Raw genomic sequence first — 19,156 nt, forward strand, 5'->3', positions numbered from 1 at the left:
ACAATTTTCATGACGCTTTTTCCAGTTTGCTCTGGTTCGATCTCTTTTCCAGTTTTTCCTTCAGACTCAGAAAATAATTCTCGAAATATTTTTTGGAAAGGTAAGAGACCAAAAGCACTGCCGGTATCACGACCAAATAGAAAACGATGTTGCTTAACACCGGATTCATTTGCGCCAGGTATTTCTTTAAAAACAAAATAATGGTGAAGATCACGAGCATATGGTACATGTAAATACCGTACGAAATTTCACCGAAGGTGGAGAGCAATTTGCTCTTGATTTTCAGAATGCCACTGTCGACGGATGAAACGTCGAGAATTAAATACAAAAACAAAAAGTTGATGAAAAGCGCTGAAATAACAGGTGTTTTAAAAATGATGTTCCAAATCGCATTGTCAATATTCGCGTGAAATATCAGGTACATGGCCAGGGTAAAATATACTAAAACCTGTACAGGCTTCTTAAACAAAGCCAGCTGTTGCAATTTTTCGCCGTGATAGAACAAAAAGTATGCGCCGAGGCCACCGATGGCCATTGACTCAAACTGAAATATACTCACCACATACGCAAATAATTCGCTGTGTATGGCATACATTGATAGTAGTGTCAGTAATATTTTGACGGCGATAACGAAGAGCAAAACAACCAGTATCCTGTGCTTTAAGCATTTGAAAAGGGGGGCCCAGATAAGATAGAAGACTTCTTCCACACCGATGGACCAGAGCGGCTCCAGCAAATGATGCCCGAAGAAGAATGTTACGAGGCCGGGTAAGAAAAACAGAAAGTAATACCATGTTTGCCTAAACGTGTAGGGCATGGTGTAGTCTACCTTCAACACATGAAATGCTACGGGAAGCAGTATGGCACCGATTACAACCAGTAGAAAATACAACGGCCAGATGCGCAGCATTCTTTTAATGTAGAACGTTTTAATGCTGATGGTTCCGGTTTTGAAGTTTTCTTTCAGCAGAAGATAGGTGATCAAAAATCCACTGAGCACAAAGAAGAACGTAACGGCGTTATTTCCGTTTCTGAAAAGACCGAGCCACTCAAGATTCGCGAGGCCATTTTTGAGTTTGATGGCTTCGGAGTGATGCATCAACACCAATAGCGCCGCGAAAAATCTCAGAGGATTCAATCCTTCAAAAAAAGAAATACTCTTGTACTTGTTCATTGCGCTGTAAAAATAGGTGCTATACTTTCGAAAAAATCAGTGACGAGCAATTGCCCCCGAATCCAAATGAGTTTGACAGCACGTTCTTCACGTCCTGGCGGATCAATTGGGTTTCCGGTGCAAATGGCTGGTCGGCTATTTGGGTTTCGAAGCGAAGGTTTGGATAAATAAGGCCGTGTTTAATAGCTAGCGAGGCGAACACGGCTTCTACGCCACCGCTTGCGCCAAGGGTGTGACCTGTGTATGCTTTCGTGGAACTTAGTTTGGGATAATGCGGATCAAACAATCGCTTGATGGCGGTTCCCTCTGCGCTGTCATTGTTCTGCGTTCCAGTGCCGTGAAGATTGATATAATCAATATCGGTCAATTGCAAACCACTTTTTTCCAGTGCACCTTTCATGGCGAGGTAGGAACCTGTGCCATCGGGAGAGGATGCTGTTTGGTGATACGCGTCGTTTGCATTGCAGTAGCCGCTGAGTTTGCAATAAGGTTGTTTGCCCAATGTTTTCATTACCCTTTCAGAAACCAGCACCACATAAGCCGCGCCTTCACCGAGGTTTAATCCTTTTCTGTTTTCATCAAAAGGTTTGCACGGTTCCTTGTCAAGGATCATCAATGTATTGAAGCCATTGAGTGTGAATTTGGTCAACGCATCTGCACCGCCAGCGATGGCAATATCAAGAATGCCATTCCTGATCAGTCTTGCTCCATAGAAAATGCTATTGGCGGAAGAGGAACAGGCCGTGCTGATGGTGGTGATATAATCCGTTGCGCCCAATTCCTCGGCCACAATTTCGGTGGCGCTTCCACATTCGTGATTCACTACGTCCCGCAGCTTTCCTTTGGAAGCGTCCTGCAGAAAGTCTTTGAAAAAATCTTCTGTTTTATCCATACCGCCAACAGTGTTGGCGCTTATGAAACCAATCTTCCAGTCAGTAATGCTTTCTATTGCAGCGTCGGCGAGTGCCTCTTTTGCTGCAATTGTGCTAAGCAACGCTGTTCTTGTTAAAGATGCCGGCATTTCTGCCATATCAGCCAGTTCTTTGTTGCTCTTTTTTACCTCGGCAACCGGCAGCTCGTTTTTGTGTGCCGATTGCAGGTAATTCATTTTCGCAACGCCGTCTGCTCTGCTTTGTAGCGAGTCAAGACATTCCTGCGCATTGTTGCCAATGGCAGAAATTATCCCTAGTCCCTGTATGTAAATGTTATTGCTCATTCAGCGCCGGCAGTCTTTTTAGTAATGTATTATGCAGGTTTGTTTGCAGTAATGTATTCGGCCATTGTTCTTACCGATTGAAAAACTTTCGGGCCGTCTTCTGCATTAGCCAGTTTTATATTGTATTCCTGTTGTAAAAGAACAATCAGTTCCAGGGCGTCAATGGAATCCAATCCAAGGCCTTCTACAAAAAGCGGTTGATCATCGCCAATGTCTTCTGGTTTCAAGTGCTTCAAATTCAATTGTTGAATGATCTGGGCCTTCAAGTCGGCCATCAATTTTTCCATAAAAAAATTATGAGTATAGTTTATAAATATTTTCTAGTGTAAACGGATTTGTTTTGTCTGCGGCTTCTTTCTCTAAAAGAAACAGCGCCGCCTCATAGCTGTCGCCTATCAGTTCCAGCCACCCAAAAATACAAGCTTTATTGGTGTTCTGTTGCATCAGGGTTTGCACATACTGGTGCAGGAACTTCGCTTCAAATTTGTCAAACACAAAAAAAGCATTTTCGCCCTTGAAACCGTTCTTTATACATATTTCTCCAATCACAATATTGGGCAACGTGTACACAAATAATGCCGGGCTCGCAATGTCTTTTATGGTGTCAAAATATTTTTGATCTGCATCCAGGCTGGAGCTGGCATTTGCAAATACTACGCTTATTTCATCAGGTTTGTATTTTCCTTTTAAGTCGGTTCCGGACAACAGGTTTTCAGAAGCGAGCAAGCCCAGTTTTGACAGGTTATCCATTTTGAAAAATTTCGGATAACTGAGTCCCATTTGCCGGTAGGCGCTTACCAAAAAATTGTCCGTATGCTGAGCCGAAGGTTCTTTCCAAACAAGGTGTCCGTCTTTTTCAACTCCACCATTGCTGATAATGCTATACCCGGTGATGAAGACCTCACCCCGGCCCTCTCCAGAGGAGAGGGGGTCAGTTGCAATATTTACCGAATGCGTCATTATCTTTTTCCAATTGATTCTTCCAGCGTAATCACTTTCGCTAATTTTTCAATCGCTCTTGCATGATCTCTTACATAAGGGTTTGTTGTGTCCCATACATAACCTGCCAATACAGAGCAAATCATGTTTTGAATTTCAGGCACTGGTTTTGGCGCAAAGAATATTTTGTGCAAAGAAGTATCGTACCATGCGAAAACATACGCTCTGAACGTGTTTACACCCTGCATCATTACTTCCTGGTATTCGGTTTTCCAGTCTACGTCTTCTCCTTTCAGTTTGCGGATCACCAGTTTCGCGGCGATTTGGCTGGAAACGGTTGCCAGCGTTACGCCGGAAGAGAAAATAGGATCAAGGAATTCGGTTACGTTTCCTGTAAGCACGAAGCCGTCGCCGAAAAATTTGTCTGTTGTTGCGGACCATGACTCCAATATTCTCGTGCCGAATTTCAGCTCTACATTTCTAAATCTGTCTGCTAAGTATGGTTCGCTTTCGATGATTGCGCGGTAAACTTTTTCGTCGTCTCCTTCAAATTGTTTGAAAAACTCCGGATCGCCTACAAAGCCTAAAGAAGTAACGCCATTAGAAAACGGAATCACCCAAACCCATGTATCCGGCTTGTGTACCACGATTGTAATACGGTTTGGTTCGTCGGCCATCGAGCGGTTCAAGTCAACCGTATGCGCAAACAATGCTTTGCGTGGTTTTTGAGTAGACGGTCTGTCAAGATTAAAGAGCTTTGGAATTACACGTCCATAGCCACTTCCATCGATGATGAAGCGAGCTTCAATGGTGGATTTATTGCCATCTTTATCTTCAACCGTGGTAACGGAGGTTGTGTCGGGGTTGAATTTTATATCTGTAACAGTGGTTTCGTAATCAACAGGCACGCCCATCGATTCTACTGCGTCTGCCAGTGTTTTATCAAAATCTGCACGAGGCACCTGCCATGTCCAGTTCCAACCTTTTGTGTATTGAGAGGCAAATGAAAAGTCACACACAGCGCCATCTCTCACGAATTTTGCACCTGATTTTTGCTGGAAACCTTTCTGCTCGATAAATGGCAAAAAGCCTGCTTCGTCCAACGCTTCCATGCAGCGCGGCAATAAGCTTTCCCCAATTACAAAACGCGGAAACTTTTGCTTTTCTACAATCTTTACTTTGTAGCCCGCCTTGTTTACGATAGACGCGGCAACAGTTCCGGAAGGTCCCGCTCCGATTACAAGTACATCAACTTTTTCATTTTTCATATTGCTAGTAGGTTTTTGCTTTAGTTGTTTAGAGATTTATTATCGGGGGTTTATGTTATGCGTATGCTATCTTTTTTTGCATTTCAAAATCGTATGTCCCAATCCAATGTTATCAATTTGCTCTGCTACTTCAAAGCCAGCTTCTTCAACAATTTTTTTGAAAACATCAGAGTGATACATCTGGCTGTTGCCATTTGCCATTGCCGTAAAATACAATGATGTTTGCTGAAGCGAAAATGCAGCCGCTTCAAATTTTTGCCTATCCCAGAAAGTTTCCATTATGAACACGTGTCCACCATCGTTCAATGCATCGTAACATCTTTTAAGGATGGATTCTATCTCGGCATCAGAAAAACAATCGAGGAACTGGCTCATCCAAATGGCATCGAAGCCTTTTGGAAAAGGCAGCGATTCATTTAAAATATTTGTTTCAAAATAGGAAATACGATCGGCTACTTCAGTTTTCGCAATTTTTTCTTTCGCCAAACCCAATTGTCCCGGAAGATCCATCATAGTAACATGAACCTCGGGGTTGTATCTCGTACAGGCAACGGCCCATTTTCCGGTATTGCCACCAATGTCGAGCAATGTTTTGAACTCTGTTTTAAATATAGTTCTTAAAGCGCCGGGAAACGCATTGTCGGAATAAAAGTGATCGAATTCAAACCAGCTTTTTTGCTGATGCGGCGGCAATTTTGAAAGCCCTTCGTAAATCGTGTTCCAATTGCCCAGCGTAGGCAAACCTTCCGGTTTTCCGTTGCGGATGCTTTCTTCCAGTTTGTGAAGGCCATGATAGCAAATGTCATGAATGAAGTTCATGTTCACATTCGTCATCTCGTCATGCAAAATAAAGTAACCCGTTTTGGTCATGAAGTATTTATCATCTTCCAGGTATACAAGGCCCATTCCCAATCCTGCTTCCAGCAAAACGCGAACACCATAGTGGGAAATGCCTGTACTTTTTTCGACCTGTTCCATTGTGATGCCGGTCGCCTTGTGATTTTCCAGCGTTTGTAAAATGCCGGTATTTCTCAGTGATTTTGCTGCCTGGAAAACTACCGGTGCAAATGCGATCCACTGTGCTTTTGATCTTGCATCGAGGGCTGTTTCTTCGGAAGGGGCGTTGAAAAATTGCATCGAATAGAATGGTTTTAATTTTTACTTAAAACAAGTGCCGCATTGCATCCACCAAAGCCGGCAGCTATTTTGAGTATTTTATTAATGTTTTTTGTGGTAATGGTATTGGGCACATTTACCGGCACAGGAACTCCGATGTTTTCAAATCCCTGTGTCGGTATGATTGTATTTTGCTTCATTGTGGTTAGCGCAACAACAGATTCCAATATCCCCGCCGCACCAAGTGTGTGGCCGAAATATGGCTTCAGGCTGTTGACCGGCACGTCCTGCAAACCTGCAATATTAATGGCTTTTGCTTCCATTTCGTCATTGTACAGTGTTGCTGTACCGTGACCTGAAATGAAATCTATCGCGTCACTTTTTGTACCAGCTTCGTGCATTGCTTTTTTGATGGCAATGGCCAGCTCTTCGCCTGTGCGTGATGGACCCGAAATATGGTTCGCATCGTTGCTTACAGAACCGCCGTCTAAAGTGGCGTAAGCATTTTTATTGTGTTTGGATAAAATGATGGTTGCTGCTGCTTCTCCTAAATTGATGCCCGATCTTTCAGCATCGAAAGGTTTGCACACCTGCTTGCTGATGGCCTGGAATGAATTGAAGCCGCTGAAAATAAATGATGAAATCACATCTGCTCCTGCTACTACCACATTTTCAAACTGATCTGTCTCTATCAATCTCTTCGCAGTTATCAATGCAGAAATGCCGGATATGCATGCATTGGAAATCGTGATGGGTAAGTTAGGATTGTGAAAATAATTGGCAATTACTTTTGCTGAATAATGTAAAGGCAATTGCGCTTTCATTGCCTCTGTTACAGTTTCGTTTTCGAGCAACGAAATATTTCCTTTTGTGGTAGAAATAATAATCGCTGTTGAAGCAGATTGAATATCCACTTCGCAGAGCGACAATGCATTTTTTATAGATTGAATCAGGAGCCTTTCGAACTTCGTATATGCATTGGCGTTTTGAATGCCCGCATTCAACTCTTTGTTTTTTTCTTCGGAAAAAATGGCGGCAAAAAAAGGTTCACTAAATATTTCAGTGCGTGAATGCCGACGTACGCCGCTGTTGCCTTTTAACAGCTCACTAAAGTTTTCAGCAGTGGTGCTGCCGAGTGGTGAGAAAATATTATCTGCAACTACAAAAACTTTTGGCATACGCAAGGAAAGTAAAAAGCAAAAATAAACAGTAAAAAATACTTTTCTGTTCTTACTGGTTTATTGTTCTCGTTTAAGGGTTTATAATAAGTTCTTTTCTTTTAGCCATTCTTCAAAAAAAAGCGGTCGTGTCAGCTGAAGGTTTGAGTTTTCAAGATCAAGAAAAACCTGCACCGAAGTTCCCGTTGCCACTATATCTCCCGTTTTCGCGTTGTACAAGGTGTATTCAAAATTCATTTTTGCCGCCGGCGTTGGTATATAGGTTGCTTCGACAATTACCTTATCGCCATACTTCAATGATTTTTTATAATTACAGTTTACGCCTACGATTGGTACTACGTAGCCGTTTTTATAAAAATCAAGATACCGGCACCCATGGGCCTCACCAAACGACTCTCTTCCGTCTTCGAAATAGCGGATGTAATGGCCGTGCCACACAATGCCTAACGGATCTGCCTCATTGAACTTTACCGCTATTTCCGTTTTATGGGTCAGAACTTTTTTCATAAGAGGCCAAACCTACGATAATTTTTTGGTCGGAAAGCATTGAAGCGGCTGGATTGTAATTTATTTTGATGGGCTTCAACAAGCTCAGCCTGATAGTCCGTTTACACTGTCAGGCTGAGCTTGTCGAAGCCTGTTGCACGTTTAACTCAATAGAACAAAAACCCGGAAGATTTTGTGCTCTTCCGGGTTCGTATTAAATATTTTGCAAAAAACTATTTTGAGAACTTTGCTATCCATTCTTCGTCTTTATGTTTCTTTATTTCGTCGATTATACTCCAAACAGGTTTTACCCAATAGTTTCTGTAGCCAAAGCCGCCGGCTTTCCCTTCCATTCTTTCCGTATAAATAACTTTGTTGGTTTTCATGTCCACAAAAGTCAAATACATGGAAGCTCTTTCCTGTCGTTTACTTAGGCCCTCTGCAATAAACACCAGGCCCACGCCGGTTTTGCCTTTGAAATTGTAGCCGCTTACTATTTTGCTGATATCTGCTTCCTTGAACCTCATGAAATCAGCATCTTTGGATGAAAGAAATGTAGAGGGGTCCGTTTTATCATTCAGCTCTTTTACTACGGTGAGATCGTTGGTTATATGTGTTTTTTTCAGCGCGGCTCCTATGTCGTATTTCTTGGCCTCATTTACCGGAACATTGTTGATTGCCTCGAATTTTGTCGGAAGATCTGTTATCGAAAAGATTGTGTCCCCTATCAGTCTTGCGTTTGAGAAATCAATGCCGAGATAGGTAATTGGTTGGTCGGTTGTAAAAACGTCTTTGGGTGTTGGTATTTGGGCATAAACAGCGCCGAAAGAAAACACGGTTAACAAAACAGAAAAGATCAGTGTTGTTTTTAAATGTTTCATACAATTTGAGAGTTTGATGTATAGTGTTGCTTTTCGCTTTGCGAAAAAGAATTAATAATTAATAGGTGCAACAATAATCCTGTTGTGAACTGCCTTTCGCAAACTCATAACTCATAACACATAACCCATTACTCAAAACCAACTATGCTTTCGCCGGCATTTCCGGTTGCACAAAAATTTTCATCTCGCATTGTGCAAGCAGTACATTGTCGTACCAAACCTTGCCAGTGATAACAGTGACGTCGAAAATTCTGTTGCTCACAAAAATCTCGGTTTCGACTGTGGTGCCGACTTTGGGTAAGCTAAACACTTCAAAATTCTTCACTGCTCCAATGTATCCGATAGGCGCGGGTTTATTTTCTTTTTGTGCTTCGAAACCAACGCCCGCCGCAGCGGTTTGGGCGATGTTTTCCAAAAGGCCCGGCTCACGAAACAAGCCGTTCTCTACAAAGATATTATCTGCTTTTATGTTTAACGTACTGCGAGTTGCTGTTGCCTCAGATTTAACAATAGCATCAATCATCACAAATGGCGGCGCCTGGGGAATGAGCGGCTGTATATTTTCTACCGGAAATTTTTCTGTCATGGATAAATTGCACGTTTAAAAAATGAAGCTACAACTTTTTGAGTTGTTGGTTGATGGTTGTTAGTTGTTTGGCCTTCAGCGTTGGCTTTCCTAACAACTACCAACTATCAATTGAAAAAGAAAAGACCCCGACAAGGTCGAGGCCCTTCAGTTATTCAGTCATTCAGTTACTCAGTCCCTAGCTCGGTTGCAACCAAACCAGTTGTACTCCTTTGTGTCTACCATCTTTGGCAAGTTTTAGAGTCACGTAGATATTGCTGTTCCTGTCATAATCTGATACTGAGAAAACAGCAAGGTTGTGTTCCTTTCTGCCGGGTTCACCAAAAACATATTTTCTTCCCGGCATTATGTTTCGCCCTTCAATATTGTAAGCATAGGCATCGCAATCAGCAACGCCGTCAATTTTGTTTGGCAGTTTTCCTTTTTCAACCCTTTCTTCATTTTCTGCAATGTCGTTAAATAGTATGTATGATTTGCTGACTCCATCTATGTAGGAAAAGGATTTGTACTGGTTGCCAAAGTCCATTTTTTGTGCCTGTCCGTCTCTGTCAGCAAGATAAAAAGGATAGAGCTCCTGGCCGCGCAGGTAGTGGCTTTTGGGAATCAGGTAGCTGCCGAGCTCTGCACCGGTTACACTAAATATAGAAACGGCAATATTGCCAAGCGTGGTCAGGTAAGTGGTAGTTCCTGAGCTTGATGTCCACGCTGTCACAGATATTTCTTCATGAACAACTATAAAACTGCCGTCGTTGTTTACGTAGATATTTTGCGGCAGTCCGTAGAACGTATTTTTATCGCCAAAAATTTCGGCACTTTTTGCTGTTGCGGCAGTAGGCGCAATAATGTTTGTGCTCTCTATTTTATTCTGTTGTGGATCTATAAAAGCAATGTACGGTATATAGCCGCCCTTTTTCACATCTTCTTTGAGACAAAACACTGCAATTATTTTCTTCGTTACCGGATTATATTTGAGGCGCCCTTTTACCGATTCAATATTTTGTGTGTTGCTCAGCTTAGTCATTTTTATAGAAGAATCACCGGCTGTTATATTCGCCAATAAAAATTCGCTTGCCCTTCCGCCACTCTTCTTTGTATTGTAAGCATATGTCATCACGCAGATTCTGTCTTTCCCCAACACAACCATATCTACATACTCGAAATACTTAAAAAAGTTTTCCGGCGATCGATAGGATGCATGGTTTATCACCTTGTTGGTTGCGTCATAATGATATGCTTCAATGTTTCTGTCTTTATCTGAGCGTTCTCCGTTCATCATCAGGACGGCGTAGTTTTCAGAGTACTGGTCTTTTTTAATGTAAAAAGCGAGTGTAGACACATCTAGCTCGTATATCACTTTGTCTTCTTTAAGTTTACCAGTGTTACCGTCAATGATCATTCGATATAGCTTCGAATTTCCTTTTTCAACTTTTCCTACAAATACCAGTACATCACCGGCCACTTCAAAAATTCCTTCAATAAATGCGTTGTAAGATTTTTTGGAGAAATTGCCATACGAGGGATCTATGTGCACTTCTGTGCCTTCCTTGTGTTTACTGTCGTAAGGTTTTACGTAAATACCATCTTTAAAAGTGAAATTTAAAAACAGCGTATTGCCATTTTTAAGTTGAAGAATCTTTGTGTAACCTTCTTCCGGTTCGTCGAAGATTTGTCCTTCGCTAATAACTTTGAACTGGGACCGGCAAACCGTAATACAAAATATTGCCAGGACCAACAATAACAGTCTTTGCATTTTCTTTGGTTTAGGTTGGGATAAATTTAAAAAGAAAATTATATGTTGCAAATGACTGTCCCGTTAATTAATTATGTCAGGCTTTCCAAAAATCGTAATAGTTGAACCATTGTGCGGGATATAGTTTGGTCTTTCTTTCCATTTCTTCTACATAATCTTTTAGCAAGGCAGGAACCACTTCACCCTTTGTCAAATGCCCATAACGTTTGGGCTCACTTGAAAAAAGATGATAGTGCTTATTGGTTTCCTTGAATGCATATACGAAAGAAACGGGCACTTTAAATGTAGATGCTAAAATGAAGGGGCCCAGAGGAAACCTGGCTTCTTCGCCCAAAAACTCGTGCGATACGGTTTTGTTTCCATCTACAAACCTGTCGGCGTGCATGCAAACAAGTTCATTATTTCTTAGCGCTTCGTTGATGGCATAAATGTGCGAAATATCGTCTTTGATAACGATCACATTCATGTTGCGTTTGCCGGTAACACCTTCGAGGTATTGTTTTATTTTTTCATGCTCGCCATCATACATCACAATGTTGATGCGGGTTTCGAGGCGCTTTAATAAATGACCTGCTATCTCCCAATTGCCTAAATGGGCACTTAAGAGCAAGCCGCCTTTGCCAAGCGCGGTGATGCTGCGGAGGTTTTCTTCTCCGTCAAAATCGAAAGTGAATTGGTTCTCTACATTGGCCATCATTACTACTTTATCGATGATGCCCTGACCAAACACGTAGTAGTTTTTGTACATCATGCCAATCGTCTTCCATTTGCTGAAATGCAAATGGTCACGAAAATAGCTTCGCAAAATTTTTGATGACTTTCTATCGAAAAGGAAGTAGTACCCGGCAACAAATCTTAATAGTAAATAGGCAGGAACAACACCAAAATTTTTAAGTATGGATATAAAGATCCGGTACCCCAAAGGGGTACCTTTTGATCTACCTTGCCAGGAAGACATTAAGCAAATTCTTTAGCATTAACGCGGGAAATGATGTAGTTGTAAAAATCCTCGAAGGTTACAATTCCTACAAAATCTTCTGGTTTTACTTTAAAAGCAAAGTTGCTTTCAATAACCACTACAAGGTCAATGTAATCCAGGCTATCGAGTTCAAGCGTTTCTTTAAGGTTAGCGTTGGCAGTAATTTTTTCCGCAGGCACTTCAAACTCTTCAACCAGGAATTCATTGATTTTCCCGATTATTTCTTCATTACTCATTTTCATTATTTTTCATTAAGGGGTTAAATAGGTATTATAGAGCTGTAGAGACAAGGCAATGCCTTGTCTGTACTTTTTTACACACCCGCATATTTTTTTACGATAAGGGATGAGTTTGTTCCTCCAAAACCGAAGGAGTTCGACAAAAATATATCAATATTGGCATTAATGGTATCTTTTACAATATTGAGTTTTGCAGAATCCTCATCGGGGTTTTCGAAGTTAATATTGGGGGCAATGAAGCCGTTTTGCATCATGAGCATGCTGTAAACGATTTCGCTTGCGCCGGCCATCCAGCATTCGTGCCCGGTCATTGATTTTGTGGAACTTACGTATGGTTTTGTGGACCCAAACACCTCATCAATCGCTTTTGCCTCGCTGGCATCACCCGCCGGGGTGGAAGTGGCGTGTGCGTTTATGTAGTCGATGTCCTTGCTTTGTAAACCGGCGTCTCTCAGGGCCATGTTCAGCGCCCTTGCGGGGCCTTCCACGGTTGGGTTCGAAATATGGGCGCCATTTGAGGAAAAACCATAACCCACTACTTCAGCCAAAATTGGAGCTCCTCGTTTGAGGGCAGATTCCAGGCTTTCCAATATTACGGTCGCGGCACCTCCGCTGGGGATCAATCCATCGCGGTCGCGGTCGAACGGTCGGGATGCCTTTGTAGGATCAGCTTCACGAATGGAAAATGCTGAAAGCGCATCGAAACTACCCATGGAGAGATAGTTGATTTCCTGTGCGCCGCCACACACCACCATTTCCTGCAAACCGGTCTTGATAAAATGATAACCCAATCCTATAGAATGCGAGCCACTGGCGCAAGCTGCGCTAATGGTAAAATTTATACCTCTGAGTTTGAAAATAGTGGCCAGGTTCATGGTCACCGTTGAGTTCATTGTTTGAAACACTGAACCGGAACCCAATAAAGTCGTGTCTTTTTTTGTTCTGATAATGTCTGTCGCCTCAATTACCGGCGCAGCAGAACTGTCGTTTCCGTATAAAATTCCAGCTTCAATCGTTGTGAGATAATCCGCATCGATCTTTGCGTTTTGCATTGCTTCTGAAGTGGCGAGGTAGGCATATTCGCCCTGTTCGGGCAACATGATGCGTGCACGTCTATCAAGCACGCCTTTCAGCGCAGGTTTTTCCACAAAACCGGTTAGCCCTGAGCGATAACCGTATGCTTTGCGTTCAGGGTCGAAAACAATGCCTGATTTTCCTTCATGCAGCGATTTGGTTACTTCATCCAGGTTTTTCCCAAGGCACGAATAAATGCCCAATCCTGTTATCACTACTCTGTTCATGTTACAAAGATAGGTTGTTAGTTGATGGTTGTTAGTTGTTAGGCGTTTAAACCTGTCTTCCCAAAAAATTAGTTGGCTGTTTACAAGTTGTCAGATTGACCGACCTGAATGTCTAACAACTAACAACTATCAACCAACAACTAAGTATACAATCCTCCGTTTACTGAAATCACCGTTCCGGTAATATAACCCGATTCCGGAGCGGCAAGGAAACCCACCGCGTGTGCCACTTCTTCCACTGTTCCAAACCTGTTCACCGGTATCATTTTTTTCAGTTCGTCTTCTGGCAGGCCTTCGGTCATATCTGTTCGAATGAACCCTGGAGCTACTGCATTTACGGTAACGCCGCGTTTTCCTACTTCTTGCGCCAGCGCTTTTGTAGCACCGATCACACCCGCTTTGGCAGCGGAATAATTTGTTTGTCCTGCCAGGCCTTTAAGGCCAGACAATGAAACCATGTTGATAATTCTTCCGTAACGCTTCATGAGCATGCTGTTGAGCACGATCCGTGTTACATAGAAGAAGCCGTTGAGGCTTGTACCTAAAACATTTTCCCATTGCTCATCTTTCATCCACATCATCAGGCCGTCTTCTTTAATGCCGGCGTTGTTTACAAGCACCTCGATGTTGTTGTCTTTATTATTTTCTATCCATGCTCCCAGCACAGACTGAATATCTTCTTTTGAACCCACATCAAATTTCAACAATTCACCCGATCCACCCTTTGCTTTGATGTTCTCCAAAGTTGCCAGCGCTTCCTGTTCGTTGCTTCTGTAATTTACGATAATATGATAGCCTTGCTCTGCTAATTTATAACAAACTGCTCTGCCGATTCCGCGGCTACCTCCTGTGACTAATGCGCATTTCATGAGAAAATTTTTTGAAAGGGTGAATTCAAGACTGCAATAATTTGAAAATTTGAAGATTTGAGAATTTGAAAATGCTTTAAGTGCGTTTCTCTAAATTTATTAGCCGCTCCCGGATATATGGATAGCTAGTTTAAAAAATGAAAAGTTGCACAGAACGAATTTTCAAATTCTCAAATCTTCAAATTTTCAAATTGACTGACTTTTTACTTCTACAAACGGATCTGTATTTTCCAAGAATGTTTTAACTGCTTTCAATTTTTTATAAGGAGCAACGTCCTCCACGAATTTGGGGAACAGCTCTCTTAATTTCTTGTACATTTTTTTGGAAACGGGTGCCAGTTTATCACCAAAGTTTGCGAAGTCAATTACCTGCAACAATGTTCCCGCCTGAATGGTCAATACCTCGAAAGAGTTGTCAATAACTTTTTTAGTGATCAGCGCTCCGTTACAACCCATGCTCACGATGTCCTGGTTATCGTTGTTGTTGGGAATGCTGTGCACATACATTGGGAAAGAAAGCGTTTGGTTTTCCGCAACGGTAGATGTTGCCGGGAACTGCATGCCCTGCATACCAAAGTTTAAACCAAGCACGCCAAGATTTGCAAATGGTGGGAACTTCTGGTTCAGTTTTTCGTTGAGCAGATAGTTCAATTGTCTTTCGGACAACATCGCCAATCTCGTCACGGCAATTTTCAGTTTATCCATTTCCAGGGAAATATAATCGCCGTGGAAATTACCGCCATGAAATACGTTTCTGTTTTCGTGGTCAATCACAGGATTGTCGTTTACGGAATTCACCTCGTTTACAACAGTTTCTTCTGCGTGGCGAATCGTATCGTAAATCGGTCCTAATATTTGAGTGATGCAGCGCAGTGAATAATATTCCTGCACTTTATCGGTAAAGATTTCTCTGTCGGTTTTTTCTGCGTCGTATAAATGTTCTTCTCTGCTGCGGATGAGCTTGCTGCCTTTCAAAAGATCGCGCAAAATTTCGCTCACTTTGTTTTGACCAAAATGTCTTTTAACAACATTCAGTTCGTGAGAGAAGTGATCATCGTATGCTTCCACCACTTCATTTGTAATTGCAGAAAGCAATAATGACCAGTGCAATAATTTTTTTGCCTGGATCAGGTTCACCATGCCAACGCCCGTCATTGCTGATGTTCCGTTGATGATGGCAAGGCCTTCACGCACGTATATTGAAAGCGGAGTAATATTTAATCTTTTGAATACTTCTTCTGTTGGCTGCACTTTGTCTTCATAAATCACTTCGCCTTCGCCGATCAGTACGAGCCCTAAGTGAGCAAGCTGAACCAAATCGCCACTTGCACCTACGCCACCATGTTCGTATATACATGGATAAACATCTTTGTTGATGAGGTCTTGCAAAACTTCCACCACTTGTGGATGAACCCCGGAATAGCCTTGCATAATGCTACCCAATCTCGCCATCATTAACGATTTTACAAGAATGGGTTCCATTAGTTTTCCGCTGCCGGAGGAGTGGCTGCGAATCAGGTTGTATTGTAGTTGAAGTAAATTCTCTTCACTCACTTTATATTGAGCCATTGGCCCAAAGCCGGTATTGATCCCGTATATAAGTTTATTGGAAGAAAAGTTCTTCAAAAAAGCATGGTTCTCCTCGATGCGTTTTATTACGGCATCTTGCAGTTGTACTTTCTTTCCTTTAAAAATAACCTCCTCAAAGTCGCTAAGCGTAAAATGCTTTTCCGGTATAGATTTCATTCGATAATGTCTAAATAGTTCTAGGGTGCCAAAAATAGGGTAAACCACAGAATTTTTCAGCATTGGAGGCATCTTTTTGCGGGCATTGTCACTAACTGAATAACTGAGTAACTGAATAACTGAGGGGTTGGGGGCTGAAGAGCTTTATTGAAGGCAAGCTTTGGGGGGGGAGACAAATAACTGAAACATCCGATTTCCAAGGGCATAATCAAATAGCAGTCTTCAGTCATTCAGTTATTCAGTTACGGGAATGTTCCCTTACCGTTTGTATAAAAAATAATGGCCGTAGCAAGTTTTTGGGCGATTTTTCGTCTAAAAGCATGTGCTGGTTAGTAATTGTTATTAATACAGCAAAATTAATCGCCGAGTTACCCGACCTGACAGGTTTCTAAAAGCCTGTCGGGTCGGGTGCAGCACCCAAGCCATTTTTAATCGTTAAACAACCTGAACCTTAACCAATTTTGCCCGATGCAGAAGATTTATTCCCTCTTATTGCTTGTTCTAGTAGCCAGTTTTGCAAATGCCCAAAACAAAGTTTCCGTTCATGGTGCAATCATAGATTCTGCCAGCAAACAACCGCTCTCAGATGCAACAGTGAGCCTGATGTTGTTGACAGATTCTTCTCAAACCGCCTTTACCATAGCGGATAGTAAGGGTCATTTTTCTTTAAAAAATATTCCGGCCAGCAAATACCGCTTGCTAATCACCTTTACAGGCTATAGCATTTTTGACACAACTTTACATTTAATTGAGAATAACCCTGTTGTAGAATTAGGTACGATCAAAATGGCGAAGCAGTCAGATATGCTGCAGGAAGTAATCGTGCAAAGACCGCCCATCATTATTAAGAAAGATACCGTAGAGTTTAACGCCGGCGCTTTTAAAACGAAACCGAACGCTACGGTGGAAGACCTTTTGAAAAAACTGCCCGGTGTGGAAGTAGATAAAGACGGCAACATTACCAACCAGGGCGAACAGATTACCAAGGTATATGTGGACGGAAAGGAATTCTTCAGCAACGATCCCAAACTGGCGACAAAAAATCTGACGGCAGATATGGTTGAGAGTGTACAGGTGTTTGACGACATGAGCGATCAGGCGAAGTTTACCAAAATTGATGATGGCAGTAAACAAAAAACAATCAACATTAAACTGAAGAAGGATAAAAAGAAAGGTTATTTCGGTCGTGCGAATGTGGGTGTAGGAACCAGCGATCGTTATAACGGTAGTTTAATGTTCAATGATTTTAAACAGAATACACAATTGTCTGTAGTGGGTGGCGCAAACAACGTGAACGTTGCTGGATTTACATCTTCGGATATGTTTGGCAGCGGCGGTGGCGGTGGAAATAAAGGAGGCGGCGGTGGCGGCCGTGGTGGTGGCGGTGGAAATGGCGGCGGCAACAGCGGAAGCGCCGACGGTAACACAACAGTTTGGGATGCCGGTTTTAACTATCGCGATAAATGGTCACCTAAAATGGATGTGAGTGGCAACTATTTTATTTCGAATTCTGAAACGGTTAATAACAGCTATACCTACAGACAAAATTTATATACGGATTCATCATCGAATTCAAATACCATTTCTTCTTCCAACAATAAAAACCTGAACAATCGTATCAATTTCAGGTGGGAATATGCCATCGATTCAATGAACTCTCTTTTGGCTACACCCTCATTCAGCACGCAGCATTCTACAAACTATAGTGAGAGCGGCCAAAAAACAGAATCCACAAAGCCTTATGATTATTTAGCGGTTTTGGCCGACAGGCAAACCAACGGCACCAGGGATGGCTGGAACTTTGGCAACAATTTGCTATTCCGTCACCGCTTTAAAAAAGTGGGCCGTACATTAACCGTTGGCTGGAACACAGGGTTCAGCGACAACTCTGGCACAAGCTATGTTTTGTCTGACCAGGCAAGGTTTACACCGGATAGCGTGAGATATTACCACAACAATCAAAACCAGCAGAACAGGCAAACCGGAGATTCAAAGAATAACACGATCAGCACCTCTTTTACGGAAGGCATCGGAGCAAATAAAATTCTTGAATTCAACTACGCTTACAGCAACAATCAAAGCACATCCGATAAAAAGACTTTTGACTACGATAGCACTTTAGAAAAATTTCTTTTGCCAAACATTGGCCTGACGAACCATTTTGAAAATAGCCAGATCTCGCATCGTGCGGGTACAAACTTTCGCGTGAAGAAAGAGAAATATGATTTTCAATTGGGCGGTGCCATTAATTTTTCTACTATCAAAAATGAAAGCGTTAGACTCGACTCTACGAGAACGCCGTACACAACAAATACCAACCAGAACTTCGTAAACTTTTTCCCTACGGCCAATTTCAATTATTACATAGGCACAAGAAAAAGTATCCGTTTCAATTATCATGGAAATACACAGGCGCCAACCATTACACAATTGCAAAACGTTATCGACTCCTCCAACCAGTTGCAATTGCGTTCTGGTAACCCGTATTTGAAGCAACAGTTTACGCAGGATTTCGGATTAAGCTACAAAACATTTAACGTGACCAACTTTATGTTTTTGAGTGTAGATCTGAATTTTTCTACCGTCAACAACAAGATCGTAAACCAGATCATTACGCTTGATAAGGCACAAATGATCATTCCGGTAAACGTGAATGGTGCTTATAATTCATCCTTGTATGTTACTACAGGCATTCCATTGGTGAAAGTAGCTTCGGGAAAGAAAAGCCCGTTGAATTTGAACCTTACTACATCTGCGAGATACAATCGTGATGTTAGTATCCTGGATTCAATTAAAAACTTTTCCAACAATTGGGTGCTCAATGAGCGCTTCAATTTCAACATGAACATTAAGGAAAAACTTGATCTTGGATTGAGTGCAAACGTGACTTACAACACCTCTAATTATACGGTGAACAAAACGCAGGACATTAAATATTTCTCCTACCACTATTCTTTGGATGTAACGTATATGTTCTTCAAAACATACATGTTGTCTTCTGATTTCGACTTTTTTGTGAACACGGGCAGAAGCAGTGGCTTTAATCAGAATGTGCCCTTGTGGAATGCCAGTGTTGCCAAGCGATTGTTCAAGAAGCAAAATGGCGAATTTCGTTTGTCCGTGCTCGATATCTTAAATCAAAACAAGAGCATCAGCACCAGTACGGGCGACAACTGGGTGCAGGATACGCGTACGCAGGTGCTGCAAAGATTTTTCATGGCCAGCTTTATGTACAACCTTGGAAAGTTCGGCGGAAGAACGGGAACGTTTAATGGCCGCGGCGGTGGTGGTGGTGGCGGAGGTTTTAGAGGAAGGTCGCGGGACTAGGAATTGAATAACTGAATGACTGAATAACTGAGTGGTTTGTGTGTAACTCACTATCTTTCACATGGGCTACTCAGTTATTCAGTCATTCAGTTATTCAGTTA

17 protein-coding genes are annotated in these 19,156 nt (G+C 42.1%); 1 reads left to right on the forward strand and 16 read right to left on the reverse strand.

The window, feature by feature from the left end; genetic code table 11:
* Positions 1 to 7: 7 nt before the first annotated feature.
* The 16 genes from KTO63_RS03340 to KTO63_RS03415 form a co-directional block, all read right to left on the reverse strand.
* Positions 8 to 1,174: an acyltransferase family protein gene (locus KTO63_RS03340; RefSeq protein WP_217789731.1), complete on the reverse strand. Its 1,167-nt coding sequence runs from the start codon at positions 1,172 to 1,174 to the stop codon at positions 8 to 10.
* A gap of 19 nt (positions 1,175 to 1,193) precedes the next feature.
* Positions 1,194 to 2,390: a beta-ketoacyl-[acyl-carrier-protein] synthase family protein gene (locus KTO63_RS03345; protein WP_217789732.1), complete on the reverse strand. Its 1,197-nt coding sequence runs from the start codon at positions 2,388 to 2,390 to the stop codon at positions 1,194 to 1,196.
* A gap of 29 nt (positions 2,391 to 2,419) precedes the next feature.
* On the reverse strand, positions 2,420 to 2,677 hold the full coding sequence (locus tag KTO63_RS03350; RefSeq protein WP_217789733.1) for a phosphopantetheine-binding protein: 258 nt from the start codon (positions 2,675 to 2,677) through the stop codon (positions 2,420 to 2,422).
* Positions 2,678 to 2,684: 7 nt separating this feature from the next.
* Complete coding sequence (locus KTO63_RS03355; protein WP_217789734.1) at positions 2,685 to 3,350, reverse strand: hypothetical protein; 666 nt, start codon at positions 3,348 to 3,350, stop codon at positions 2,685 to 2,687.
* Positions 3,350 to 4,597 carry an NAD(P)/FAD-dependent oxidoreductase gene (locus tag KTO63_RS03360; RefSeq protein WP_217789735.1) on the reverse strand — a complete coding sequence of 416 codons (1,248 nt, stop codon included), beginning with the start codon at positions 4,595 to 4,597 and terminating at the stop codon, positions 3,350 to 3,352. The genes KTO63_RS03355 and KTO63_RS03360 overlap by 1 nt, the downstream gene beginning before the upstream one ends.
* Before the next feature lie 66 nt (positions 4,598 to 4,663).
* The gene (locus tag KTO63_RS03365; protein WP_217789736.1) at positions 4,664 to 5,734 is read right to left on the reverse strand and encodes a methyltransferase; all 1,071 of its coding nucleotides are present in this window, start codon (positions 5,732 to 5,734) and stop codon (positions 4,664 to 4,666) included.
* 14 nt (positions 5,735 to 5,748) lie between these two features.
* Positions 5,749 to 6,891, reverse strand: coding sequence for a beta-ketoacyl-[acyl-carrier-protein] synthase family protein (locus KTO63_RS03370; protein WP_217789737.1), 1,143 nt, complete (start codon positions 6,889 to 6,891; stop codon positions 5,749 to 5,751).
* A gap of 81 nt (positions 6,892 to 6,972) precedes the next feature.
* Positions 6,973 to 7,398, reverse strand: coding sequence for an acyl-CoA thioesterase (locus KTO63_RS03375; RefSeq protein ID WP_217789738.1), 426 nt, complete (start codon positions 7,396 to 7,398; stop codon positions 6,973 to 6,975).
* A gap of 212 nt (positions 7,399 to 7,610) precedes the next feature.
* Positions 7,611 to 8,258: a hypothetical protein gene (locus KTO63_RS03380; protein WP_217789739.1), complete on the reverse strand. Its 648-nt coding sequence runs from the start codon at positions 8,256 to 8,258 to the stop codon at positions 7,611 to 7,613.
* Between the two features lie 142 nt (positions 8,259 to 8,400).
* Entirely contained in the window at positions 8,401 to 8,844 is a 444-nt protein-coding gene (locus KTO63_RS03385; protein WP_217789740.1) for a 3-hydroxyacyl-ACP dehydratase, read from the reverse strand.
* A gap of 178 nt (positions 8,845 to 9,022) precedes the next feature.
* Positions 9,023 to 10,594: a hypothetical protein gene (locus tag KTO63_RS03390; RefSeq protein ID WP_217789741.1), complete on the reverse strand. Its 1,572-nt coding sequence runs from the start codon at positions 10,592 to 10,594 to the stop codon at positions 9,023 to 9,025.
* Positions 10,595 to 10,670: 76 nt separating this feature from the next.
* Positions 10,671 to 11,552, reverse strand: a complete 882-nt coding sequence (locus KTO63_RS03395; protein WP_217789742.1) for an LpxL/LpxP family acyltransferase — start codon at positions 11,550 to 11,552, stop codon at positions 10,671 to 10,673.
* Positions 11,552 to 11,809: a phosphopantetheine-binding protein gene (locus KTO63_RS03400; protein ID WP_217789743.1), complete on the reverse strand. Its 258-nt coding sequence runs from the start codon at positions 11,807 to 11,809 to the stop codon at positions 11,552 to 11,554. The genes KTO63_RS03395 and KTO63_RS03400 overlap by 1 nt, the downstream gene beginning before the upstream one ends.
* Before the next feature lie 77 nt (positions 11,810 to 11,886).
* Positions 11,887 to 13,113, reverse strand: coding sequence for a beta-ketoacyl-[acyl-carrier-protein] synthase family protein (locus tag KTO63_RS03405; protein WP_217789744.1), 1,227 nt, complete (start codon positions 13,111 to 13,113; stop codon positions 11,887 to 11,889).
* A gap of 140 nt (positions 13,114 to 13,253) precedes the next feature.
* On the reverse strand, positions 13,254 to 13,982 hold the full coding sequence (fabG, locus tag KTO63_RS03410) for a 3-oxoacyl-ACP reductase FabG (RefSeq protein ID WP_217789745.1): 729 nt from the start codon (positions 13,980 to 13,982) through the stop codon (positions 13,254 to 13,256).
* A gap of 186 nt (positions 13,983 to 14,168) precedes the next feature.
* Positions 14,169 to 15,728, reverse strand: coding sequence for an HAL/PAL/TAL family ammonia-lyase (locus tag KTO63_RS03415; RefSeq protein ID WP_217789746.1), 1,560 nt, complete (start codon positions 15,726 to 15,728; stop codon positions 14,169 to 14,171).
* 468 nt (positions 15,729 to 16,196) lie between these two features.
* Here KTO63_RS03415 and KTO63_RS03420 point away from each other — a divergent pair, with 468 nt between their 5' ends.
* A complete protein-coding gene (locus KTO63_RS03420; RefSeq protein ID WP_217789747.1) occupies positions 16,197 to 19,055 on the forward strand; it encodes an outer membrane beta-barrel protein in 2,859 nt (952 codons plus the stop codon).
* The last annotated feature ends 101 nt before the right edge of the window (positions 19,056 to 19,156 follow it).

It is taken from the genome of Pinibacter aurantiacus (assembly GCF_019130065.1).
GTDB lineage: Bacteria > Bacteroidota > Bacteroidia > Chitinophagales > Chitinophagaceae > Pinibacter > Pinibacter aurantiacus.